This is a genomic window from uncultured Pseudoteredinibacter sp. (assembly GCF_947500695.1).
Lineage (GTDB): Bacteria > Pseudomonadota > Gammaproteobacteria > Pseudomonadales > Cellvibrionaceae > Pseudoteredinibacter.
Genome location: NZ_CANMSS010000033.1, coordinates 1 through 458 on the forward strand (window position 1 = coordinate 1; position 458 = coordinate 458).

The following is a 458-nucleotide window of genomic DNA, read 5'->3' on the forward strand; positions in this document are numbered from 1 at the left end:
GTCGTTGATAAAGCGGGTAATGAATCCAATGAGACGACGTCATTAAACTTTGATATCGATACGGCAACACCAGGTGCGCCAAGTATTGTGAGTGTGATTGATGATGTGCCTGCCGTAGCGGGTGGTCCGGATGAAACCATCGCTCATGAAGGTATCACCAACGATAACCGTCCAACCATTACCGGTACCGGTCCTAAGAATGCCACCATCCGTATTTACGATGGTGATCCAGCTAACGGTGGCACTAAGTTGTTCGAGACCACCAGCGATGGTCAGGGTAACTGGAGTTATACACCAACGGCGGCGCAAGAGCTGGCTGATGGTGACTACAACTTCTACGCTGATGCCAAAGCGGCTAATGGTCAAGAGAGTCCGGTAACCGGTCCTTACACGATTACCGTGGACACTGTAGCGCCGGAGAAACCGGATCTTGGAAACGGCACCTTAAGCGCAACCGA

The 458-nt window shown here is 51.5% G+C and carries 1 protein-coding gene; it reads left to right on the top strand.

Going from position 1 to position 458, the window contains the following annotated elements:
- On the top strand, window positions 1-458 hold a 458-nt coding region (locus tag Q1A08_RS21370), incomplete at both ends, for an Ig-like domain-containing protein (protein ID WP_299776423.1).